The organism is Microbacterium sp. cx-55, from assembly GCF_021117345.1.
Classification (GTDB): domain Bacteria; phylum Actinomycetota; class Actinomycetes; order Actinomycetales; family Microbacteriaceae; genus Microbacterium.
Genome location: NZ_CP088261.1, coordinates 2,028,641 through 2,048,728, shown reverse-complemented (window position 1 = coordinate 2,048,728; position 20,088 = coordinate 2,028,641). Strand labels below are relative to the sequence as shown.

The 20,088-nt window shown below is 66.8% G+C and carries 26 protein-coding genes and 2 tRNA genes; 5 read left to right on the top strand and 23 right to left on the bottom strand.

Annotation, left to right across the window (positions count from 1 at the left end):
* Positions 1–16: 16 nt before the first annotated feature.
* From LQ938_RS09730 to LQ938_RS09625, 22 genes are all read right to left on the bottom strand, one after another.
* Entirely contained in the window at positions 17–2,170 is a 2,154-nt protein-coding gene (locus tag LQ938_RS09730) for a phage tail protein (RefSeq protein WP_223720786.1), read from the bottom strand.
* 57 nt (positions 2,171–2,227) lie between these two features.
* A complete protein-coding gene (locus LQ938_RS09725) occupies positions 2,228–2,374 on the bottom strand; it encodes a hypothetical protein (protein ID WP_223720787.1) in 147 nt (48 codons plus the stop codon).
* Positions 2,371–2,664 carry a hypothetical protein gene (locus LQ938_RS09720; protein WP_223720788.1) on the bottom strand — a complete coding sequence of 98 codons (294 nt, stop codon included), beginning with the start codon at positions 2,662–2,664 and terminating at the stop codon, positions 2,371–2,373. The genes LQ938_RS09725 and LQ938_RS09720 overlap by 4 nt, the downstream gene beginning before the upstream one ends.
* Positions 2,665–2,681: 17 nt before the next feature.
* Positions 2,682–3,080, bottom strand: coding sequence for a hypothetical protein (locus tag LQ938_RS09715; RefSeq protein WP_223720789.1), 399 nt, complete (start codon positions 3,078–3,080; stop codon positions 2,682–2,684).
* Positions 3,077–3,538: a hypothetical protein gene (locus LQ938_RS09710; RefSeq protein ID WP_223720790.1), complete on the bottom strand. Its 462-nt coding sequence runs from the start codon at positions 3,536–3,538 to the stop codon at positions 3,077–3,079. The genes LQ938_RS09715 and LQ938_RS09710 overlap by 4 nt, the downstream gene beginning before the upstream one ends.
* Before the next feature lie 7 nt (positions 3,539–3,545).
* A complete protein-coding gene (locus LQ938_RS09705) occupies positions 3,546–3,953 on the bottom strand; it encodes a hypothetical protein (RefSeq protein ID WP_223720791.1) in 408 nt (135 codons plus the stop codon).
* A 12-nt stretch (positions 3,954–3,965) separates the two neighbouring features.
* A complete protein-coding gene (locus LQ938_RS09700) occupies positions 3,966–4,340 on the bottom strand; it encodes a hypothetical protein (RefSeq protein WP_223720792.1) in 375 nt (124 codons plus the stop codon).
* Complete coding sequence (locus LQ938_RS09695) at positions 4,337–4,654, bottom strand: hypothetical protein (protein WP_223720793.1); 318 nt, start codon at positions 4,652–4,654, stop codon at positions 4,337–4,339. Before LQ938_RS09695 ends, LQ938_RS09700 begins: the two co-directional genes overlap by 4 nt.
* A 2-nt stretch (positions 4,655–4,656) precedes the next feature.
* Entirely contained in the window at positions 4,657–6,231 is a 1,575-nt protein-coding gene (locus LQ938_RS09690; protein ID WP_223720794.1) for an HK97 family phage prohead protease, read from the bottom strand.
* On the bottom strand, positions 6,228–7,379 hold the full coding sequence (locus tag LQ938_RS09685) for a phage portal protein (protein WP_223720795.1): 1,152 nt from the start codon (positions 7,377–7,379) through the stop codon (positions 6,228–6,230). The genes LQ938_RS09690 and LQ938_RS09685 overlap by 4 nt, the downstream gene beginning before the upstream one ends.
* Before the next feature lie 52 nt (positions 7,380–7,431).
* Positions 7,432–8,892, bottom strand: coding sequence for a terminase large subunit domain-containing protein (locus LQ938_RS09680; RefSeq protein ID WP_223720796.1), 1,461 nt, complete (start codon positions 8,890–8,892; stop codon positions 7,432–7,434).
* Complete coding sequence (locus LQ938_RS09675; protein WP_223720797.1) at positions 8,889–9,368, bottom strand: helix-turn-helix transcriptional regulator; 480 nt, start codon at positions 9,366–9,368, stop codon at positions 8,889–8,891. Before LQ938_RS09675 ends, LQ938_RS09680 begins: the two co-directional genes overlap by 4 nt.
* Positions 9,365–9,622, bottom strand: coding sequence for a hypothetical protein (locus tag LQ938_RS09670; RefSeq protein ID WP_223720798.1), 258 nt, complete (start codon positions 9,620–9,622; stop codon positions 9,365–9,367). Before LQ938_RS09670 ends, LQ938_RS09675 begins: the two co-directional genes overlap by 4 nt.
* Positions 9,623–9,716: 94 nt before the next feature.
* Positions 9,717–10,031: an HNH endonuclease gene (locus LQ938_RS09665; protein ID WP_223720799.1), complete on the bottom strand. Its 315-nt coding sequence runs from the start codon at positions 10,029–10,031 to the stop codon at positions 9,717–9,719.
* A gap of 531 nt (positions 10,032–10,562) precedes the next feature.
* Positions 10,563–12,422 (bottom strand): AAA family ATPase, encoded by a 1,860-nt coding sequence (locus LQ938_RS09660; RefSeq protein WP_223720800.1) that lies wholly within the window; start codon positions 12,420–12,422, stop codon positions 10,563–10,565.
* Complete coding sequence (locus LQ938_RS09655; RefSeq protein ID WP_223720801.1) at positions 12,419–12,736, bottom strand: hypothetical protein; 318 nt, start codon at positions 12,734–12,736, stop codon at positions 12,419–12,421. Before LQ938_RS09655 ends, LQ938_RS09660 begins: the two co-directional genes overlap by 4 nt.
* On the bottom strand, positions 12,733–12,933 hold the full coding sequence (locus LQ938_RS09650; RefSeq protein ID WP_223720802.1) for a hypothetical protein: 201 nt from the start codon (positions 12,931–12,933) through the stop codon (positions 12,733–12,735). Before LQ938_RS09650 ends, LQ938_RS09655 begins: the two co-directional genes overlap by 4 nt.
* Positions 12,934–13,096: 163 nt before the next feature.
* A tRNA-Arg gene (locus LQ938_RS09645) sits at positions 13,097–13,169 on the bottom strand.
* A gap of 42 nt (positions 13,170–13,211) precedes the next feature.
* Positions 13,212–13,421: a hypothetical protein gene (locus LQ938_RS09640; protein WP_223720803.1), complete on the bottom strand. Its 210-nt coding sequence runs from the start codon at positions 13,419–13,421 to the stop codon at positions 13,212–13,214.
* On the bottom strand, positions 13,418–13,714 hold the full coding sequence (locus LQ938_RS09635; protein WP_223720804.1) for a hypothetical protein: 297 nt from the start codon (positions 13,712–13,714) through the stop codon (positions 13,418–13,420). The genes LQ938_RS09640 and LQ938_RS09635 overlap by 4 nt, the downstream gene beginning before the upstream one ends.
* A complete protein-coding gene (locus tag LQ938_RS09630; RefSeq protein WP_223720805.1) occupies positions 13,711–13,905 on the bottom strand; it encodes a helix-turn-helix transcriptional regulator in 195 nt (64 codons plus the stop codon). The genes LQ938_RS09635 and LQ938_RS09630 overlap by 4 nt, the downstream gene beginning before the upstream one ends.
* Positions 13,902–14,303, bottom strand: a complete 402-nt coding sequence (locus LQ938_RS09625) for a hypothetical protein (protein WP_223720806.1) — start codon at positions 14,301–14,303, stop codon at positions 13,902–13,904. Before LQ938_RS09625 ends, LQ938_RS09630 begins: the two co-directional genes overlap by 4 nt.
* 63 nt (positions 14,304–14,366) lie before the next feature.
* On the opposite strand from LQ938_RS09625, the gene LQ938_RS09620 reads away from it, so the two are divergent.
* Positions 14,367–14,822 (top strand): helix-turn-helix transcriptional regulator, encoded by a 456-nt coding sequence (locus LQ938_RS09620; protein ID WP_223720807.1) that lies wholly within the window; start codon positions 14,367–14,369, stop codon positions 14,820–14,822.
* Positions 14,809–16,002 carry a site-specific integrase gene (locus tag LQ938_RS09615; protein WP_223720808.1) on the top strand — a complete coding sequence of 398 codons (1,194 nt, stop codon included), beginning with the start codon at positions 14,809–14,811 and terminating at the stop codon, positions 16,000–16,002. Before LQ938_RS09620 ends, LQ938_RS09615 begins: the two co-directional genes overlap by 14 nt.
* Before the next feature lie 19 nt (positions 16,003–16,021).
* Here LQ938_RS09615 and LQ938_RS09610 read toward each other — a convergent pair.
* A tRNA-Leu gene (locus LQ938_RS09610) sits at positions 16,022–16,103 on the bottom strand.
* Positions 16,104–16,618: 515 nt separating this feature from the next.
* Between LQ938_RS09610 and LQ938_RS09605 the strand changes: the two genes are divergently transcribed.
* The 3 genes from LQ938_RS09605 to LQ938_RS09595 are packed head-to-tail and all read left to right on the top strand — an operon-like array spanning position 16,619 to position 19,547.
* A complete protein-coding gene (locus LQ938_RS09605; protein WP_223720809.1) occupies positions 16,619–17,779 on the top strand; it encodes a CpaF family protein in 1,161 nt (386 codons plus the stop codon).
* A complete protein-coding gene (locus LQ938_RS09600; protein WP_223720810.1) occupies positions 17,776–18,633 on the top strand; it encodes a type II secretion system F family protein in 858 nt (285 codons plus the stop codon). Before LQ938_RS09605 ends, LQ938_RS09600 begins: the two co-directional genes overlap by 4 nt.
* The gene (locus LQ938_RS09595; RefSeq protein WP_223720811.1) at positions 18,630–19,547 is read left to right on the top strand and encodes a type II secretion system F family protein; all 918 of its coding nucleotides are present in this window, start codon (positions 18,630–18,632) and stop codon (positions 19,545–19,547) included. The genes LQ938_RS09600 and LQ938_RS09595 overlap by 4 nt, the downstream gene beginning before the upstream one ends.
* Positions 19,548–20,088 lie beyond the last annotated feature (541 nt).

Below are 20,088 nucleotides of genomic sequence, written 5' to 3'. Positions count from 1 at the left end.
GCGAAGGCGCGTCGACTCAACCCGCGCGACGTTGGGACGCGTTACTGTTCCCACCATTCACGACACTCTGTAGCGAGCGCTCGGCGATCGTGATGCCGATGCTGTTGCGGATGTCCACGAGTAGCTGTCGATCGAACGGGGAGAGTTCGACCATCCCGGGTGCGGCAGCGGTTGCCGCCTTGGGCGCCGTAAGCGCTCCTCGGGCATCGCTGCGGACCGTCGGGGCGCCGACACCCGCCAACGGAGTGTAGTTGCCGCTTACAGCGCCGCTGAGCGCGTCCATCGCACGTTCGACGGGGGAGAGCTGCCCGAGGCCCACGGCGAGGCCTTGGACGGTGAACGAGCCGAGTTGCTGGAAGACACGCGAGGGGGAGTGGATGCCGAGCGCAGCCTTGAAGGGGCCGACGATCCAATCGGGCACCATGTCCAGGAAGAACTTGCCGATCTGCGGCAGGAGCTGGCCGGCGCCCTTCACGAGCCCGTTGATGATGTCGCGGCCGGCGTTGATGAGCCAGCTACCGGCACCCGCGAACAGTGTGCCGATGCGGTTGGGGAGGTCGTTGAAGAAGCCGAAGACGTTGTCGATGACACCCTTGAAGAATCCGCCGACAGCCTCGAAGGGCTTCGTGAAGCCCGCGGCGCCCTTCTTGCTCCCGGTGACGAGATCCACGAGCCAAGTGATTGCCGTGGCGATGGCACCGACCACGACGCCGAGGACGCCGGCCACTAGTTCGATTGCGGGCGTGAGTAGCTGAACGAGCGGTGCGATCAACGCCAGGATCGGCGACAGCAAGGTCATGAAGAGATCGATGACGGGCGGGAGGATTGCGCCGATGAGCTGCGCGATTGGCTCGATGAGGGTCAGCAGGGCCGCGACGAGGGGCATGACTGCGCCAACGATCGGCATAACCGCCTTCACCAGTTCGCCGAAGACGGTAGCCACTAGGACGAGCACGGGGCTCAGAGCTTGAAGCACGCTGCCGAGCGCTCCGCCGAGCGCGGTCACTACGACGCCGATGACGGGCGCGAGTTCGGAGATGGCCGCGTTCAAGTTGCCTGCAAGCATCTGGACGATGGGGGCGATCACCGGGAGGAGCGTCGCGAAGACTCCGGCCAACGTGGTCAGCAGGGTTGCGATCACGGGGAGCACCGCCGCCAGGACTCCGCCGAGAGTCGTTGCCAGGGTGTGGGCGAGGTTGACGATTGTCGGCAGGATCTCCGCGAGTGCCCCGCCCAGCGATGCGGCCAGGGTGGTGAACAGCGCGGCGAGCTGAGGGAGTAGCGGTGCGAGGGCAGCGAAGACGATGCCGAGCGGCGAGATGCTCGTCGCCAGGGTCAATGCCTGCCCGACGAAGTCGGCGATCGGGCCCTCGCCCGCGAACAGTGCAGACACGAAGCCATTGATGTTCTCGATGATCGCCGCGAATACAGGCGAATTGCCGATCGCGAGGAACAGCTCGTTGACCTTGCTGAGCACGCTGGTGGCGGAGGGGAGGAGCCCTGCAACGAGCGCCTCCGTGACGGCGCCGAACGAGTTCTTGACCTTCTCGACGGTCCCGAGGAAGGTGCCGCCAAACGCTTCGGCGCTGCCGCCGAACTGCTCGGCCAAGACGCCCAGGATCACGCCCTGAGCGCCGGCCGCGTCGCCCACGGCCGTGAACTGCTCGACCATCGCCTTTTGTTCGGCGGTGAGCTGTACGCCGACCTTCGATAGAGCGCCGATGCCCTTCACCGGGTCATTCAGCGCCTTGCCGACGAGGGTGGCGGCCGAGGTCATGTCGGTGCCCATCGCGACCGACATGTCGAGCGCGGCCTTGGTAGCTGCGTCGAAGTTGTCGCCCTTGATGTTGGTGAAGGTGAGCAGCATGTTCTGGGCGCCCGAGATCACCTCGGCCTCGACGCCCGACATGCGCTCGAGCGAGTCGGCGAGTCCGGTGATCTGCTCTAGGGAGCGCTGTGCGGCGCCGCCCGTCGACTGCAGCGCGGCGGAGGTCTGTGCGTTAAGTCGCTCCACTTCTGCCACGGCTTTGAAGGCCTCGACCCCGAGGGCGACGACACCGGCCGCGACCGCTGCCAGGGCGACGCCGACGCCGACGCCGACGTTCTTCATCGCTTTCGAGAACGGGGCGGTGTCCGCGAGTACCGAGATCGCGATTGCCTGGCCGGCCATGTGACTCCTAAGGGGTGCCCGCCCGGTGCGAGTTCCGGGCGGGCAGTCGTGGGGCGGTTAGCCGCTGCGGGCTTGCCGCTTAAGTTCCTGGGCGATGGCCTCTCGCTCGGCCAGCGTTAACGCCCAGTAGTCGGCGGGAGTCCACTTGAGGGCGACCACGAACGCCGCCATGTCGGCGAGCCGGTCTTCCTCAAGATCGTTCACTCCTCGAGCGCGGGAGCGTCTTCGCGCGTCTCGAGCGCAGTGGCGTCGGCGGTGGTGTCCGTGTCGTCGGTATCGGTGCCGAGGATGGCCGCGACCTCGGGGAAGGTCAGCGACTGCGCGTCGTTCCACGTGTAGGCCTTGTCCTCGCGGTTCTTGAGGACAAGGGCCAGCGCGGCCATCGGGGCGCCGAGGGGAACGTTGCCGCTCGCGAAAGTGGAGACGGGGACGCCGCCAAGCTTCTCGATGCGTGCGATCTCGCCCATCGTCAGGGTGTTGAAGTCGATTGCCATGAGATTTCTCGCTCTCGTTAGGTCAGGTCGTTTTGCCTGAGGATGTCCGCGAGTCCTCGGTCGAGGGTGCGGAAGATTTCGGCGCGCCGGGATTGCAGCGCGTCAGTGAGGAAGGGGCGGGCGGCGATGTTGCGTGCCGGCCAGCCGTAGTGGATGACGCCGGCGTAACGCGCTCTGGCGCCGCCTGCGCGGACGACGGCTTTTGTCTTGCCGCGACCGGCGCGGATGGTGCCGGCGAGCGTGCCGGAACGCTCGGGAGGGTTCGCGGCTTTGACCACGATCTCGCCAAGCTCGTGCATGAGCGACTTCATGTCCTCAGCGTCAGCGCCCGCCTGCGAGAGCTGGCGAAGCGTGCGTTTGAGGCCTTGCACGCGGACGCGGCCGGGCCCGGCCGTTAGCTCGAGGTCGTCGCTCATGAGGGCTCCGGGATCAGGTAGAGGCCGTCGAGCGACTCGTCCGGGTCTTGCTCGGGGAGCGGCTCGGTTACCTCAAGCGGTTCGCCGAGGATGCGCCAGACGAACGCGAACGGGAACCAGCGAGCTCCCGAGTCGCCGCCGAGCGCGGGCTTGGGACCGACAACGAGATCGCCCACATAGTGAGGCTGATCAACGGTTGGGATCGCGTTGCCGTGTGGACGAACGGTGAAGGCGACCACATCGCCCGAGCGGTGGCGGGTGAACCCCCACAACGAGCCGCTCGCAGTGCTCTGGTAAGCCTCGCCCTCGAGGTAGTACACCTGTTCCGGGTTCGGGTCGACAAGCGTCTCGTCATCGTCCTCGCTCGTGATCTTCCAACTCGTCAGCTCGACGGCACGCTCGACACCCTCGAGGGTGATCGAGGGTGTCGAGCGTGCGCCGAGCCGAGGGAAGGTCACGAGAGGGTCAGGCGCCCTCGTCCAGGGCGGGCATGCCGTCGATCTCCCATTCGAATTCGAATGTGGCGGTGGAGTTCACGTCGCCGCCGAGTCCGGGCTTGCGACCGACGGTGAGGTATCCCACGAAGTGGGGCTGCGTGACACTGGGCTCGATGTTGCCGTGAATGGCGAACGCGAACGCGACGCGGTCGCCAGCGTTGTCCCAGACGTAGCGCCAGAACGACGTAGCGTCGGTCGACTGGATCGCGGTTCCTCGCAGGAAGAACTGGGCGGAGCCGTCCGCGATGTCGCCGAACGTAGGGGTATCGAGGTCGTCGGCCTCGATGCGGGCGTTGGTGACGTCCTGCCACACCTCTTCCCCGGGCGTGCCGAGGGTCAGGCGGAGCTTCTTGCCGCGAATTCGGGTGCTGGTCATGAGGGAGCCTTTCTAAGGGGCGATCTGCGTGCTGATGGAGATGATCGAGACGAGGTGCATGCCGCCCGCGTCGGGCTTCCACTCGATCGGCTGGCCGACGTTCTCGATTGCGAGGTCGTCGTCTTCGAGCGCGGCGACTGCCGCCTCGATATGGGTGTCGAGGCTGTCGGATTGCGTCTGGTTGTCGCCGAGTCCGGGGAGCACGAGCCACACGTCAGCCCTCAGCGTCTTGGAGCCGTACACGTCGCCGCCCTCGAGGTAGGGCGAGCCGGGGAGCACCATGGCGAGCGGCGGAATCGGGTTCGCCGGCACGAATGCGAAAGCGGTCAGACCAGAGCCCGCCGCGAGCGTTGTCGCGATCGCTTCCCGTTCGGCCTTGAGGTTCACGCAATGCCCCGTCCGACGAACGGCGCGAGGATCGCGTTTGCGGCGGCCATCGGGTCACGAGAGACGCGCATCGCCCCTCCGCCGTCAGGCGTGGCGAACTGGGCGATACCGTTCGGAGCCTGCCGGCGATGGAACAACTCGGCACCAACCTCGAGTGTTGCCCGTTCCTTGATGACGGGCGGGACCGTAGCGCCGCCGATCCGCTGGGAGACGAGCGCTTCGGCTTCCCCCCAGCACTTGCCGACGAACGCCAGCACCGGGGCACCTAGGGCGGCACCCGGCGAGACGTAGGCGGCGAGATCGGCGGCGGTCATGGTCAGGACGCGGCGAGCTTGATCGGGACGATGCCGGCCGGGATCTCGGTCGCTACAGCGCCGTAGCGATAGACGGCGAACGTCTTCGACAGGTTGACGAGGTTGTCATCCTGCAGAGACACGAGCGGGCTGTCGTACTGCTTGATGGCGCGGCCGTTGACGAAAGCAGCAGCATCGGACGACAGCCCGGTGTCAGCCACGACGCGGATGCCGGCGAGGTTGCCCTCGAGACCCGGGAGGTTGAGCTCGCCGATGCCGCGCTCGGTATCGGACACCTTGAAGACCCGGTGCCCGGTCGTCTCGAGCGCGTTGAGGCGCTTGAAGACGCTCGCCGAGACGATCAGTGCGTCGATGCCGAGGTTCTCCGGCTCGAGCTTCACGGCCGCGTCGACAACCACGTTCGTCCACTGCAGAGCCGTCGAGGCGCCCAGCGCGGCGCCCAGCAGGACAACGCCGCCATTCGTGGCGATGGCCTCGCGGGCCGCAACCGCTGCGTTGAAAGCTGCGCGAAGGACGGCCTTCTTGCGAGCGGCGGCCGCGACGGCGAGAGCCTCGAGCGAGGTGTTCACGACGTTGACCGACGAGCGCTCGACTTCCTGGCGGGTGAGCTGCGTGCCACCCGCGTAGGTCTTGACGGGCGCGGTCTTCGTCTCGATCTGCACCTTACCGAAGGCGATGTCGTCGCCCTCGTTCGCCTGCTCGGCGACGGTGATCGTGTTGCTCTTGAGCTGCGCATACTCGATCGACATGCCGGACTCGGGCAGCGTGCCCTGTCCGAAGATGTTCGCGAGCGCGCCGGACGACGAGTCGAACAGGCGAGTCAGGTCGCCGACCCAACCGGCCTTGGCGACAGTGTCGGCGGTCGTGCCGCCCGTGTACGCGCGCTTGAGAGTGTCCTCGTAACCGCGGATGCTCGTCTCGTCGCCGGCAACGATCGCCTTGAGCACCTCACCCGCGGTGCGTGTGTCGAGGGTGGGGGAGTCGTCCTCGCGGGTAGCGAGCTGCGCAACCGATCGGGAGAGCTCTTCGATGGAGCCGCGGAGTTCGGTTGCCTCGGCGGCGGTGATGGTGTCAGTCATGGGTGACTGCCTTTCTGCGGGCTGGGCCGCGTTGGGGTCGCTCGCCGCCTGGGCGCGAACGTCGGTAACAGGTGCGTCAGCGCCATAGGCGCCGAACGGGACTAGGGAGACTTCACGAACCTCGACGCGGCGGCGGACGATCGTGCCGTCTGCGTCCTCGTCGTCCTCGCGAGGGATGAATCCGACGCTCATCTGCGTCATGACGCCATCGCGGGCGAGAGTCCAGGCGTCGCGGCCGCGGACGGTGTCCGAGAACTGTGCGCGGATCGACCAACCGTCGTCGGTGTCCTCGAAGGCGGTGAGCTTGCCGATCGGTTCGGCGTGACGGTCATACAGCAGCACGCGGCCATCGACGGGCGCCTGGGCGGCGCCTCGTTCGAACCGTTCGCGGATACCGCCAACCGAGATAGCGACATCCCAGGGGACGGCGATGCCGGCCACGGTTCGCGGCTCGGTCTCGTCTGCGCGGATCTCAAAGGAACGGGTTTCGAGGGTCAAGCGGCGGCCTCCTTGGTCGCGGGTGCGCTGATCTTGGGAGCGCGGTCGTCGATGCCATCGATGGCATCGAGGCCTTCGATCTGGCGCACCTCGGATGGCAGGAGCCAGCCGGCGCGGATGCCGGCCTCATGGGCGGCGTAACGAGTCGTGGTGTCCAGGCGTAGGAACGCCTCGGTGTTGAATCGGGCGCGCTGCCCGCGGGGGAGGATCGACGTAAAGGCGTCCTCGATTTCGCGGATGTCGTCAGCGAGCCCGAACCGAATGAAAGCCAGCCACTCTTGGCCGACGTTCGCGTAGGTCTGGGAGTTGCCGTCGAGCGAGACGAGCATCAGGGACGACGGGACGCCGAAGAGTCGGGCGATTGCCGTTGTGTTCCAGTTCTGGCTTTCGATGAACTGCGCATCCGCAGGCTTGACGAGAATCGGATCGAACCTCGCATCGGCCGGCAGCGCCACCACGTCACGGCGACCGCCCTGCGCGTCCTTGAAGCGCTGTTTCGCGACGGCGGCCTCTTCGTCGCCGAGGTAGCCAGAGAAGGAGAGGATGCCGCTGGGCATCTCGCCCGAGTTGATCCACTCGGATGCGTAGGTGCTCAGGTCGATCGCGCCGCGGAGTTCGTTTCGAGCCGCTTCGATGGGGCCCAACCCGTAGGGGGTGCCCGGCACGCGCATCTTCGGGAGGTGGGCCACGTCGGTGGGCTTGAGCTCATCGCCGCGATAGCGGTAGCCGGTGACGCGCCCGCTCGCGGAGGTCTCGATCGTCACTTCGCGAGGGTTGAGAACGTCAAGCGAGTTCACGGCGCCTGCTGCGTCGCGGTAGATCCGCCAATACGCGTTGCCGGCAAGGCTGCGCGAGTTGACGGTCGCTTCGAGGAACGCGCCGAGAGTCATGTCATCGTTTGGGCGGCGGATGACGAGCGGCCTGTCGATGGTCTGTCCGCCGCGTTCTACGTCCAGCGATAGTTGTCGGAGGGCGGTGGCGCGGATGCTGACGGCACGGTAGACCGCGCCGAGGCCGAGCGCTTCGGATGCCCCCACGAGGCCTCGATCCCGCGAGGGGATGACGGGACCGGCGGGCGTCGTGGGGGCATCCTCGCTGCGCTGCGAAGGGGTTTCGGTCGGCGACCACAGCCAGTCAAGAAACCCCATGAGCCCAGTTTAAGGCCTGATCAGAGGTTAAAAACGTGGGCGATTGCCCACCTCAGTGCATAAGCGTGCGTGGCCTGTTCGGGGTGACTTCGAGCGCGAGTGCACCGAGCGCGGTTGCCTTTACTGCGTCGATCTCGATCGAAGAGTCAGTGCGCGAGATCGTGAACGAGTCGCCGACGTTGCGCCGAATCGCCAACGGGATCTGGCGGCTCAAGAGGGGATCGCCTGCATGCCTGAACGTGCCCGCGGCGACGAGCCGGTACAGCAGAGCGGCGGAAGAGATCGCGTCGGACTGACTGCCGATCATCACGGGGTATCCGCGGCGTTGTAGCTCGATACCGAGGCGGCGGAGCAAGTACCCGTCGACGGCGAACGTGATCGGGTTGTGCCGCATGAGGTGGCTCGCGATGGATGCCAGGCGTTCGATAGTCGGGTTGCGTACCGAACCGACGATCTCGGAATGCACAGTGCCATCCTCGCCGCGCGCTGTGGCGGTGATCGTGGCGAAGGAGAGTCCGGGCGTGGCGTCAAAGGTGAAGACGGCGCGAGTCGCCGGGAATGCCTCGCTCTCGCGCCGGGTCACCGCGTGCCACTTATCGGGCGGGATGAACGGGGCCCGCACGCTCTGCAGGAACCGATTGAGCCGGTAGCGGATGAGCTCGGGGTCAGGGTTTGTGCGAGCATCCGAGATGACCGTCTCAAGATCACTGAGGCCAGAGGCGACCACGGGATTCGCCATCGCGAGCCAGCGTCCGAGGGTTTCGTCATCGTCGGGTACGCGGTCTTCGGGAGCTTCCCAGATGAACACGCCGAAGCGGGTATCGGCGTCGGCGGTGGCGTGATCGGCGAGTTTGTACAGGTCGATGAGTAGGTCGCTCTCGGCATCCCCGGCCGTAGTAATTCCGGCAACGAGACAGTTGGGCCGGCCGCCAGTTCCGTTCACGAGGTCAAACCAGAGCGCGCGCCTGATGACGTGCAACTCATCCACGAGCCCGAGGTCGATCGGCAGGCCTTGGAGCGCCGCGCTCTTCGACGCTTTGAGCTCCCATCGTCCGCCGTCCCGCTTGCGAATGCCGCGAGTATCTGTAAGCCGGTCGAACATCTTGCTAAGCGATGGGTTCGCATTGATGGCGAGCATGGCTCGGTCGTAAATGATGCGGGCCTGTTCGGCGCTCGATGCAATGCCGATGACGAGCGCACCAGCCTTACTAAGCAAGCGCCAGAGTCCAAGCGCGGCGGCGATCTCGCTCTTGCCGTTCTGACGGGCAACGCTGATCACAACCTGCCGGTAGCGGAGTTGGCCGGCGCGGGGGTGGCCTTCGGGGTACACCTCTAGCACGGCTCGGAGAAGTGCGACCTGCCAGTTTTCGAACCAGTAGCCGAACGCGACCGCCCAGACGATGCGGAGCACCGGGAGCCACGGATCGAGCGCGCTCGGGAAGTCAGGCGACAGGGGCGCCGTGTACCTGGTTGGCGGCCACGGCTTGATGTCCGCGAACGGCGGCGCGCTCATGCGGCGCGACGCGGGCGGCCGCGCTTGCTGGGCGGGAGCCCCAGTCGCCGAGCGTCGATGCGTCGAAGGCCCGCCGCTCTGGCAGCCTCGGCGTAGGTGCGTCCGGCCTCGACAGCAGCAGTTGCGATCGCATCTCGTTCTGCCTGGCTCGCGGCGTCGCGTGGCTGTCGGCGGTAGGGGAGATCGAGTCGTTCAATGACGTTCTGGATCGTCGCAACGCCAACACCTACCTCGGTTGCGATTCCGAGTTGAGTCGTCGCCGGGTCGGCCCACAGTTCCGCGATGCGAAGCTCAACCGCGGGGGCCAGCTTGTTCGCCGGTGTGATTGGCCGGTAGCCGATACCCAATCGTCGCCGGAGGACGTAGATGTGGCGCTCGCTTACACCCACGCGCCGAGCGATGTCAGCCCAACGGAGTCCCTCGGCGGCGAGCTGACGGATAAGTGCATCCCGTTCGGGCGTCTCTACGCGGTTCATGCGGCCGCAGCTTTTGCTAGTGCGGCCTCGAGCGGATCAACAGTCGCGGGGGTCATGGGCGCGAGCTTCGCGAGGTTGCGATAGGTCAGCCCGAACTGCGCAACGAGCGCGGGGGAGAGATCGCCGGTGTCCAGTTCGGCGGCGAGAGCGCGGAGCGTTGCGAGGGCCGGCGCGTGGGGGGCTCCCAACCAGGGCGCGGCGCCAACGAACTCATCGACGCTCGTTCCGAATGCCCTCAGGTCAGTTCCGGTCATAATGTGCCCCTCGTCTGGGATATTTCGCGCCCCATCCGTGAAAAGTAGAGGTGGGGGCGGGGTGAACTGGGATGCGTCTCAGAAAAACAGCAGGTCATGCTGCGAATCCCTCGGCGAACCAACGTGGATTGAACCAATCCACGCGCAGTAGCGGCGCGTCCTGCTTCGTGCCGTTGCACTTCCGGCACATCGCCGTGAGGTTCGATGGCGTGTCTGTCTCCGCCTCTGTCCATCCGCGGCGGCGTGCATCGTCCTTGCTCACGATGTGATCGGCGGTCGCATCGTGAGCGGGGTTCGGGTGGTTGTCCTCGAGGTGGTTGCCGCACGCGCTACAGATCCAGCCATCACGCTCGAGCACGGAGCGGCGCAACGCCTGCCACTTCGCACCCCTGCTTGACTGATTGCTCATGCTCCCTATTTTACCCGCTGAACTGGGCTTTCTCCCGGCCTAAGCTAGAGGTATGGCGCATGACATGGCGGAGCTAGATGACTCCGGAGTATCGACAGTGGCGGTATGCGAGTGCGGCCAGACATTCCTTGGCGTGGGGGATGGGCGACGCGGGATGGCATCGGGCCTGTGGCGGGAGCATGCAGCGGATAGCGGCAGTGAGCGAAAGGAAAATCCACGGAGCGCGGGTCATTCGCTCGACTACTGGCGGGGGGTCCTTCCTCCGCTATGGGCAGACCGCTCCGTCGATCTCGCCTACATCGGGGATCGCCTGGGCGTGAGCCAGGGGCGTGTGAGCCAGGTCGGCAAGCTTCTCGGTCTGCCACCGAGGGGGCCGTCCCGTCGGGCCGCTTAAGCAACCTGGACGCCACGACTTCTGGACGCCTCTGCACCCCTAAAGGTGTGCAGCGGCTGTCCAGGTCGGATCTGGACATAGAGATACCCGCGGAATTACGCGGTTCCGCGGGTATCTCATCTGGACAAGGGCCGGTTTTACGTGTCCAGAAGGGCCGTCCAGCGTTTGTCCCGGCTCTGGCCCTCAGCGGTTATCCGACCCGCCAGCACGAGCGCATCTAGCTTGCGACGGATGCGCTTGCTCGCGGCCTCGGTACTGTCGCCGCGGGCTAGTAAGAACTCTTGGATGCCGTGGGCACCCGGACCGCTGAGCACCTGGCGCACTGCCTCTTCGTCCGGGTCCGCGATGCCCTCCCGGGCGATGACTGCCGCCTGTCCCACCTGATGGAGGTAGAAGCCGTCGAGCACGTCGGCGGCTCCGTTCTTCTGCTTGCCGTCGTGCTCCACGCGCGTTGAGAGTGTGAAGGTGTCCGACCCGCTGCGCGCTCGAGCGACGATCACGGCATCGGCGTTGTTGCGGATCGCGGACGCGCCGCGGACCTTCCCCCGCTCACCCTTCGAGGTGTGGTGCACGATCAAGACGCTCGTGCCAGGGTGCGCCTGCCGAATGCTCTTCGCCTGCTGAAGCACGGCCGCGAGCTCGGCGTTGTCGTTCTCGGACTCGACGCGCGAGAGCTGCGAGAGGGTGTCCAGGATGACGAGACTGTATCCGCCCTCCGCGACCGCTTCGCGCATGTAATCGACCGCCGCCGCGTCGGACAGGTTGAAGCCCTCGGTGACGTACTGCAGTCGCTCGTCGGGCACGGACGCCCGGTAGTGCTCCTCCCAGGCCGTGACGCGCTGATCGTAGAACTCGACGCCTTCGCCGGCCACGTAGAGCACCCGCCCCCGCTGAACGGGCCGACCGTGCCACAACTGCCCGGTGGCGATGTGCGCGGCCCAATCGATCGCGAGGAACGACTTACCTAGCCCGCCCTCGCCGGCGAGCACGATGATGCCCGACTCCTGCAGCAGTCCGCCGATGATCCATTCAGGACGGGGGAGCGCCTTGAGGTCAGCGCGGGTCAAGATGCGGAACGGCTTTGCGACCGGCGCCACCGTGACCGGCGTAGCGGCCGTCATCTCGGCCAGCATGTCGGCAGTGAGCCACGGCCGACTATCCGGGTCGATGCCATCGAGCTCGGTGGCGTACTGGATCGCGCTCGTGAACGCTCGGGCGGCATCGTGGCGGTGTGCGTCATCGGCCCACGGGCCCGCGGCGTACGCGGCCACGAATGCCTCGAACGCGGCGGCGCCGCCTTCGAAGTCCTCCGCGCTCATCACGATCTTGCGGGCGAATCGGGAGAGATCCGCGTTACCCCACGCGCCGAGGCCGGGTGCGGGGAGATCCGCGACCGCACTCGACAGGCTGCCCGAGATCGGCCCCGGGCGGTTGGCTAGCCAACGTGTGAGGAGATCGGGTGCGGCGTCGGCGGGCGCGGTACGCGCGGCGCTGTGTGTCCAAGCTGGTGCTGGGGCGAACGCGGCGCGGGACTCGGGCACGTCCCCCGTCCAGACGATGTAACCCGCGCCGGCCTTCAGATCGACCCCGGGGAACGGCTTGCTCGGCGCGTGTTGGCCGCTCTCGCTGTAAACGATGTGTCGCCCCTCGCCGGACAAGCTGGCGTGCGACCACGTCGCAGGCAGGTCGACATCCGCGGTGGCGATGCTGCGGAATCCGTTCTCGCCGCCCGCGTGCACGTCGATGTCGACAACGACGAGCCCGGACGCACCGCACGCGACGCCGACCAGCGGAGCCGCCGACTCGATGAAGGCGTCCGCGATGACCTGCGGGTCGGTCGTGGCCGACATGACGCCGAACCGGGGGAGCGCGGGCCGCTTGTCGGCGGCGACCGGGAGCACGGCGAGCCCGCGGGATGCGAGCTGCAGCGCCTTGGTAAGCGGGTCAGGGGTCGACTCATCGCCCGCCGTCAGGGCGGGCGTAGCTGCGACGCTCACTCGGCGCTGTCCTTGTCGAAGAGTGCGACTACGTGAGGCAGCACCTTCGTGGCGAGCCAACGGTTGGGGTCCGCGATGTCCGCCTCGAGGTCGGCGATCTTCGCCGTCAGATCCAGGATGCGGAGCGATGAGTTGAGGCGGTCCCGGAGGTGCTCGGCCTCGGCGATCGTCAACTCGACGTGAACAACGGGGTTCACGCCTCGCGGGGCAGTAGCGTCCGTGGCGCCAACGGTCAGCTCGACCACGGCGCGGCGGTCGTCCTCGCTCACTGTCGTGAAGCCCCCGCTGGCGAGGTCGACCGGTCGGCGGCTCATGCTGCGGCCTCGATGCCCTCGGGGTATTCGACCCGTCCGATGTTGTGCCACGGAATCATTGACGTGATCGGGCCCGTGTTGCGACCGTCGAGCGAGTAATGCAGGGTGATGCCGACTTCGTCCTCTTCGAGGATCTCGGCGTTCTTCATGACCGCGACACCGGAGCCCGGTCGGGGGTAGACGTTGACAATCGTCATGAGTATTTCTCTCTTTCTTCGTCGTTGCGTCGTGGCCCTCCCTAGAGGCTTCGCGCGGGGGTGTTTGTTCTGTTGTTCTTCCAGGCTGACACGGAAAAGGGGGCCCAAAACGGGCCGCCAAACGCATGTAGTCCAAACTCGCAATTGAGAGTGGTTCTCAGTGTGCCCCCGGCTGGATTCGAACCAGCGCGCGCGGAGTAGGAGTCCAGCAGCTCTGTCCACTGAGCTACGGAGGCGGGTGGGCGTCGCGTTATCCCTAGCCGCGACGGCCGTAGGTGCTACTCGTTGAACAGCTCCTCAAGCGGATCGATCAATCCGAACTCAGCCTTGATCGCCTGGATGAACTCGGCTCGATCGAAGGCTACGGCGGAACCGCCCGCGATGTCGATGAACACGAGCTCCGGCGAGGCCTGCGATCGGCCGTCGATCTCGACTGTCCTGGCGCTCGTCGCGATCTTGTGGTCATGTTCGCGGAGGGCCACCGTCATTTTCCTGCTTCCCACTGGTCGTTGATAGCAGCGAGTGCGTCCATTACTGCTTCGTACTGGTTCGAGATTTGCTCGGCTCTCTCGCTCGAGACGCCGGCGCGGGCTTCGGCGATTAGAGCATCGCGACGGTCGAGGAGTTGATCTGCTCGCACTTCTTGATAGGCGCGATTGCGGCCGGCAATGACGCCTATCTCGCCCGCGTTTTCGACGCCGTCCACGAACCGTGCATGGGAGGCCGCTCGGAAAGCCTCGCCGAGTGCTGCGGCATACTGCGCGTCATCCAGGCGCGTCATGCCGCTGCCGTCCCCGTGCGCTCGCTGGCCTCGAGCCAGTCGATAACGTCCTGGCGGCGGTAAAGCACCTTCTTCGCGCTCGGCTTGAGGTACTTCGGCCCGATGCCCTTGTATCGCATCTGAGCGAGCGCGCCGACTGAGAAACCCGGCGCGATATCCGCGACCTGCTCAGGGGTCAGATAGTCGCTCATGCTGCCGCCTCGCTTACTGCGGCGGTCAAGAGTACGTGCTCGCGGGTCTTCGCCAGCGCGACACCTGGTCCGAACCCGCCCCGGCCGTCCCGGCCAAACCCGCCCCCGAGGTTGTACACCTCGCCGTCGGGCGTGTAAACACTCCATGCGCCGCGCGGCTCCGATCGCACGAGGTGCGCAACTTCGCCCACGCGGAATTGCTCGCCCAGATCAGGTCCGTCGATCACTCGAATAGACGCAAACTGCCAGACCAGATCCTCGAACCCTCTCGCGGCGTCCTGCAGCGCGCGAGCGTCGTCGTTAGTGCGGGCTTCGAGGGCGGCGTGCGCGTACTGCGATGCGCCACGCAGGAGGGTTAGCACCTCTCGCGGCTGCAGGTGTCCGATCATGTTCGTCATTCAATTCTCCTTCTGTCTCGATCCGGCGACATGATTTTCATGTTGTGATCACACAGTAACCGAATGACCATGTTGACGCAACATGAAAATCATGTGACTCTGGTCAGCATGGCTGAACTAACAGATGGGGATGCGGCGTTCGCTGAAGCGATGAAGCGACGCCGGATCGAACTAGGTATTTCTCAGGCTGCGCTAGCCAGCGAGCTCGCTCTGGAGCTTGGACGAGCGGTTAGCCAACAAGCAGTAGCGCTGATGGAGGCAGGATCTCGGCGCGTAACTGTAGGAGAGGCGCAAGTGATTGCGTCAGTCCTGGAAACAGACGTGGATTACCTACTGCACGGGCGCCTCTCGGGGCGCGAAGCGGTCGCCACCCTTGGGCGCGCGCTCGATCGAATCGCGGGCATAGCGGGCGGCCAAGACGTAAGACGAGCTATCTGGTCAGTGATGGGGGAGAGCATCAAGCTCAACCACCTCGACCACGCCGCTTGGATGGAGGGGGGCGACGATGGCAACGATTAGCTCCTACGAAACCGCGAAGGGAAAACGCTACCGAGTCCGTTATCGGACGCCCGACCATCGTCAGACTGACAAGCGCGGGTTTCGCACGAAGCGAGAGGCCGACCTGTTCGCGGCATCTGTGGAGGTGTCGAAAGCCCGCGGCGAGTACATCGAGGCAAGCGCGGCGCGGATCACTGTCGGGGAACTGGCGGGCCCATGGCTTGCGGTCAAAGAAGTCAAGCTCAAGCCGTCCGCATACCGCCCGCTTGAAATCGCGTGGCGCGTCTACGTAGAGCCACGTTGGGGAGCAACGGCAGTCGCCGACGTGCGGCACTCTGACGTGGCTGTGTGGGTGAGCGAGCTGCACAACGGCACGGCCGTCAATATGCGGAGCCCCCGCCGCCGCGTCACGGCCTCAGAGGCAAAACCGAAGTCCGCGTCGACCGTCAAGCGCGCGTTCGGGGTGCTGGCTTCAATCCTCGATGTCGCCGTGAAGGACCGCCGCATAGTCGCGAACGCCGCGCGGGGCGTCGACAACTTGCCGCGCAAGACGAGCAAAGCCCACGTCTACCTGACTCATGAGCAGGTCTCCGCACTGGCGACAGCGGCGGGAGATGAGGCGGGCATGGTGCTCACTCTGGCTTACTGCGGCATTCGATGGGGCGAGCTCGCTGGCCTGCGGGTGCGTGACGTGAACACCGTTCGCCGCCGCCTGTCAATACGAGAGAACGCCGTCATGGTGGGTCGAACGATCGAGGTCGGCTCGCCGAAGAGTCACGAGCGCCGCGACGTGTCCTACCCGGCATTGCTCGACCCGTACCTTCGCCAGGCCATGCGTAACAAGCTGCCCGACGCTTTGCTGTTCCCGGCGCCGCTCGGCGGGCATATGACGCGCCCTAATACCAGTGAAGGTACTACGTCGTGGTTCACCCGCGCGCTCGCGTCGGCGGGGCTGCCGCGCATGGTGATTCATGACCTCCGGCACACCGCGGCATCGCTGGCGATTTCGTCGGGCGCAAACGTCAAGGCTGTCCAACGGATGCTCGGCCATGCGTCTGCGGCGATGACGCTCGACGTGTACGCGGATCTCTTCGAGGATGACCTCGATGGCGTTTCGATCGCACTCAATCAGGCTGCGTCGGCTGCGGGTGTGGGCAAAGTGTGGGCACTGGTCAAACCTGAAAGCCCTGCCTCCGCGTAATTACGCGGCTAAACCCCCGTGCGGAAGGTGGGACTTGAACCCACACGCCCGAAGGCACAGGAACCTAAATCCTGCGTGTCTGCCAATTTCACCACTCCCGCGGGTGCGATCAGTCTAGCCAGCGCGGGTGACGCTGCCGCTGAGCAGACGCCCGGGTCGCTCGGGGTTTCCTGGGAGCGGTGCCGCGGCGGGCGGACGGAGCTGGGGCGGGCGGAGCTGGGGCGGCCGGCGGTGTGGCAGGCGGAAATGTGGCGGGTGGAGCCGAGGCGGCTCCGCAGTCGTCGGACCGGTGGGGCTGTTGTGTACGACTGTGGCTGATGAGGCGGCGGCGGGGCATCGAATCCGACGACTCGCGGCCGATCGGGCAGGCGACTCGCGGTCGATCGGGCAGGCGACTCGCGGTCGACCCGGCAGGGCGTTCGGTGAGCGGGGGTGGCGCTCGACGGGCCGGTGGAGGCGCATGGGCTCCGCAGTCGTCGGACCGGTGGGGTTGTTGTACACCAACGTGGCTGATGAGGCGGCGCCGGGGCGTCGAATCCGACGACTCGCGAGCCCTCGACGCTTGGGCTGTGGATAACTTCGGTGCTCATCGGGGGATCTTGCAAGGATTCTGGGCATGTCTTCGACCGTCGCCGCCGCTCGCGTGGCCCCGCCCGCCCAGGTGGCCGAGCGGGTGCGGGAGCGTCTCCGCGCCGACGGGATCGATCCCACCCGTGATCGTGAGGCGGGAGAGCGATTCGCGCGGGCCGAGGTACGTCGACACAACGATGCGGCACTGGCGCGGGGAGTCGAGACGATCGACGACGAGGACGCGTGCGTCCGCGAGGTGCTCGCGACGGTCGCGGGCTATGGTCCGCTGCAGCCCTATCTCGACGACCCGACCGTCGAGGAAGTCTGGATCAACGCGCCCGACCGCATCTTCATCGCGCGGGGAGGGCGTTCCGAGCAGGTGCCGCTGGTGCTGACCGAGTCCGCCGTCCACGACCTCGTCGAGCGGATGCTGCACGCGACCGGGCGCCGCGTCGACCTGAGCCAGCCCTTCGTGGACGCGTCGTTGCCCGACGGCAGCCGTCTGCACGTCGTGATCGGCGGGATCACGAGGCGCTCGTGGGCGGTGAACATCCGCAAGTTCCTGCCGACCTACCGGCGCCTGCGCCAGCTCGTCGAGGTCGGCACGCTTCCGCCGGCGATCGCGCAGCGGCTCAGCGAGGCGATGCGGGCGGGACGCAGCATCCTGGTATCCGGTGCGACGCACGCGGGTAAGACGACCATGCTGGCCGCACTCATTGCGGAGTGCGCGCCGCAGCAGCGCATCATCACGGTCGAGGAGACGTTCGAGCTCGCCGTCGACGCCCACGACATCGTCGCGTTGCAGGGGCGTCAGCCGAGCCTCGAGGGAACCGGTGAGGTCACCCTCCGCCGCCTTGTGAAAGAAGCACTCCGGATGCGGCCCGACCGCCTCATCATCGGCGAGGTGCGCGACGCGGAAGCGCTGGATCTGGTGCTCGCGCTCAACACCGGAGTGCCGGGTGCCGCAACGATCCACGCCAACTCTGCCCGTGACGCGCTGGTGAAGCTCGCCGCTCTGCCTCTCCTCGCGGGCCGCAACATCGACAGCGGTTTCGTCGTGCCCGCGATCGCCTCGAGCGTCCACCTCGTCGTGCATTGCGCACAGGATGCGACGGGGCGACGCCGCGTCGTGGAGGTCGCGGAAGTGACCGGGCGGGTGATCGACGGGGTCGTCGAGAGTCGCCTCGTGTACCGGTGGGATCGATGACGGTTCTGCTCGGAGCGCTCCTCGGCGCCGGCATCCTGCTGATGCTCGCGCCGAGGTTCTGGCCGGTGCGCACCGCGCCGGCGCCCGGTGCGCGAGAGGGGAGAGCCGCGCGGCTTCTGGCGGAGGCCGGATTCGCGCACCTGAGTTCTGGTGCGCTGGCGGCCGCATCCGTCGCCGCGGCGCTCTTCGCTGCGGCGATCGCGTGGCTGCCGACGCAGGTTCCGGCGTTCGCTGCGCTCGCCGCTCTGCTGGGCGCGGTCGCTCCGTCGCTCTGGCTCCGCGGGCGCAGCCGCAGGCTCACGAAGGCCCGCCGGGCGCTGTGGCCCGACGTGTGCGATCTGCTCGTCGCATCGGTGCGCGCGGGGCTCGCGTTGCCGGATGCGGTCGCGTCGCTGCAGAGTTCGGCCCCGGCGGCGCTCCGCCCGGCGTTCGCCGCGTTCGCGCGAGACATCGCCGCATCCGGCCACTTCGACGCGAGTCTCGATCGGCTGAAGGCGACGCTGTCGGATGCGGTCGCCGACCGGATCCTCGAGACGCTCCGGATGGCGCGCCAGGTCGGCGGAAGCGAGCTCGTGCCCGTGCTGCGCTCGCTCTCCAGCGCCGTTCGCGCCGATGCGGCCGTGCGCGCCGAGGTGGAGGCGCGTCAGTCGTGGGTGCGCGGTGCCGCGGTGCTCGGTGTCATCGCACCGTGGGTGATCCTCGTGCTGCTGGCGCTTCGGCCGGAGGGTTCCCGCGCGTACAGCAGCCCCGAGGGTGTGGTGCTGATCGTCGTCGGCGCGGCCGTGTCGGCGGCCGCGTTCCAGCTCATGCTGCGGGTGGGCCGCTTGCCGGAGCCGCGGAGGTGGTTCGGATGATGACGCTCGTGACCACGCAGGCCGCTCTGGCGATCGTTCTCGGCGGGGCGTTCGGTGCCGGGATCGCGCTGATCCTCTGGGCGACGCCTCGGTGGAGCGCGCCGTCGCTGGCGCGACGCGTCGGTCCGTACCTGCGCGATATCGCCGACCCGCGCGGGCTCACGCCGCTCGCCGCACCGGGCCGTGCGTCGAGCGGCGAGATGTTCACTCGTCTGACGGGACGGTTCGGCGGGGCGGATGCGGTGACCGCGCGACTTCGCCGTGCAGGGTGGACGATGGATGCGGCGATGTTCCGCGCGCGCCAACTCGGGTGGGGTGTGGTGGCGTTGATCGCCGGGGCGGCGCTCGTCGTGGTCTTGATCGCGACGCGCACCGCGACACCCGCGGTGGCGCTCATCCCACCGATCGCGGCCGCCGCGGGGGTCGTGGGATACGATCTCCGGCTCAGTCGCGCGGCGAAAGCGCGCGCGGCGCGGGCCGCCGAGGAGTTGCCGACGATCCTCGAGTTCCTCGCGCTGTGTCTCGCGGCGGGCGAGGGAGCGTACGACGCGATCCGCCGGGTCGCGGCGATCGGGTCGGGCGAAATCGTCGCGGAGTTCCGCGCTGCCGTGGTCGCGGTCGGCACGGGTGCGTCGCTCACCGATTCGCTGTCCCAGGTGTCACGGCACCTCGACAGTCCGCCGGTGACCCGCAGCATCGACCAGATCGTGGCCGCGATCGATCGTGGAGCGCCGTTGGCCCACGTTCTGCAGGCGCAGGCGACCGATGCGCGCGAGGACGCGAAGCGACTGCTGATCGAGAAGGCGGGGCGGAAGGAGATCTACATGCTCATTCCCCTCGTCTTCCTGATCCTGCCGCTCAGCGTGCTGATCGCCGTCTTCCCGGGCGTCTTTATGCTGCGGCTCGGACTGTGATCCCGTGCGCAATCGGGCCATTCGTGAACGACTGAGAGAGAAGGAGACCGCAATGTGGAAACGATTGAAGGAGGCGATGGCGCCCCGCCGTGAGCTGCGGCGTTCGGCATGGGGCGCGCTGTACGACGACGAGCGCGGTGACGTGCCCGGGTGGTCTGCAATGCAATACACACATGACAGAGCCTGACCACGCCCGCGCGGAGGGGCGCAGGACAGTAGGGGATGGCCTCGCGACACGCCGGTAGGCGCGCCGTCCACAGAAAAAATTGAGGAATCTCGTGTTCCAGCGGCTATCTGTGGATAACTAGGCCCGACCCCCGTGATTCCGCGCCAAACGCCGCCATCCGGTTGTGGATAAGCGGTGGATACGTATGTGGAGAACCTGTGGGCGTCGGTGGAGAACTACACGGGTGTAACTCTCGGACGTGCTAGGCCCTGCTTAACGTGCAGAACGGGCCATAGGCTGGTACCGACAACTGAATACAAACCGAAGCAAGACAACCCCGACCTGTCGGGGCTGCCGAAGGTCCGGGGTCGCAAG

Coding starts and splice junctions, on each gene's coding strand:
- LQ938_RS09730 (WP_223720786.1), bottom strand. CDS start 2,170: ATGGCCGGCCAGGCAATCGCGATCTCGGTACTCGCGGACACCGCCCCG.
- LQ938_RS09720 (WP_223720788.1), bottom strand. CDS start 2,664: ATGGCAATCGACTTCAACACCCTGACGATGGGCGAGATCGCACGCATC.
- LQ938_RS09715 (WP_223720789.1), bottom strand. CDS start 3,080: ATGAGCGACGACCTCGAGCTAACGGCCGGGCCCGGCCGCGTCCGCGTG.
- LQ938_RS09705 (WP_223720791.1), bottom strand. CDS start 3,953: ATGACCAGCACCCGAATTCGCGGCAAGAAGCTCCGCCTGACCCTCGGC.
- LQ938_RS09695 (WP_223720793.1), bottom strand. CDS start 4,654: ATGACCGCCGCCGATCTCGCCGCCTACGTCTCGCCGGGTGCCGCCCTA.
- LQ938_RS09685 (WP_223720795.1), bottom strand. CDS start 7,379: ATGGGGTTTCTTGACTGGCTGTGGTCGCCGACCGAAACCCCTTCGCAG.
- LQ938_RS09680 (WP_223720796.1), bottom strand. CDS start 8,892: ATGAGCGCGCCGCCGTTCGCGGACATCAAGCCGTGGCCGCCAACCAGG.
- LQ938_RS09675 (WP_223720797.1), bottom strand. CDS start 9,368: ATGAACCGCGTAGAGACGCCCGAACGGGATGCACTTATCCGTCAGCTC.
- LQ938_RS09670 (WP_223720798.1), bottom strand. CDS start 9,622: ATGACCGGAACTGACCTGAGGGCATTCGGAACGAGCGTCGATGAGTTC.
- LQ938_RS09665 (WP_223720799.1), bottom strand. CDS start 10,031: ATGAGCAATCAGTCAAGCAGGGGTGCGAAGTGGCAGGCGTTGCGCCGC.
- LQ938_RS09655 (WP_223720801.1), bottom strand. CDS start 12,736: ATGAGCCGCCGACCGGTCGACCTCGCCAGCGGGGGCTTCACGACAGTG.
- LQ938_RS09650 (WP_223720802.1), bottom strand. CDS start 12,933: ATGACGATTGTCAACGTCTACCCCCGACCGGGCTCCGGTGTCGCGGTC.
- LQ938_RS09640 (WP_223720803.1), bottom strand. CDS start 13,421: ATGACGGTGGCCCTCCGCGAACATGACCACAAGATCGCGACGAGCGCC.
- LQ938_RS09635 (WP_223720804.1), bottom strand. CDS start 13,714: ATGACGCGCCTGGATGACGCGCAGTATGCCGCAGCACTCGGCGAGGCT.
- LQ938_RS09630 (WP_223720805.1), bottom strand. CDS start 13,905: ATGAGCGACTATCTGACCCCTGAGCAGGTCGCGGATATCGCGCCGGGT.
- LQ938_RS09625 (WP_223720806.1), bottom strand. CDS start 14,303: ATGACGAACATGATCGGACACCTGCAGCCGCGAGAGGTGCTAACCCTC.
- LQ938_RS09620 (WP_223720807.1), top strand. CDS start 14,367: ATGACCATGTTGACGCAACATGAAAATCATGTGACTCTGGTCAGCATG.
- LQ938_RS09615 (WP_223720808.1), top strand. CDS start 14,809: ATGGCAACGATTAGCTCCTACGAAACCGCGAAGGGAAAACGCTACCGA.
- LQ938_RS09605 (WP_223720809.1), top strand. CDS start 16,619: ATGTCTTCGACCGTCGCCGCCGCTCGCGTGGCCCCGCCCGCCCAGGTG.
- LQ938_RS09600 (WP_223720810.1), top strand. CDS start 17,776: ATGACGGTTCTGCTCGGAGCGCTCCTCGGCGCCGGCATCCTGCTGATG.
- LQ938_RS09595 (WP_223720811.1), top strand. CDS start 18,630: ATGATGACGCTCGTGACCACGCAGGCCGCTCTGGCGATCGTTCTCGGC.